The following is a 269-nucleotide window of genomic DNA, read 5'->3' on the forward strand; positions in this document are numbered from 1 at the left end:
TCTCGCTCTGCGCGGCGATCTTGGTCTTGCCCTTGGCATCCTTGAACACCGGCAACGGCACGACATACTCATGCGCCAGTTTGAGGTGGGCGAGGTCGGACGCGTCATAGACCAGCGCACGCGTGTTCTGGCGCGTCGCGGGCGAATCGCCGCCATCCTGCCGGGGCGCCGATTGCAGCACCGCGATCAGGAACTTGCCGTCCGGCGTCATCGCCATTCCCTCCAGGCCCTGGTTGTTCTGGCGGCCGGTCTCGGGGTCCTTCGGATCG

At 66.2% G+C, this 269-nt stretch carries 1 protein-coding gene; it reads right to left on the reverse strand.

What is annotated here, in order from left to right:
• On the reverse strand, positions 1-269 hold a 269-nt coding region (locus AC0L3S_RS39385), incomplete at both ends, for an esterase-like activity of phytase family protein (RefSeq protein WP_473285353.1).

This window comes from Bradyrhizobium sp. Ken01 (assembly GCF_055807355.1).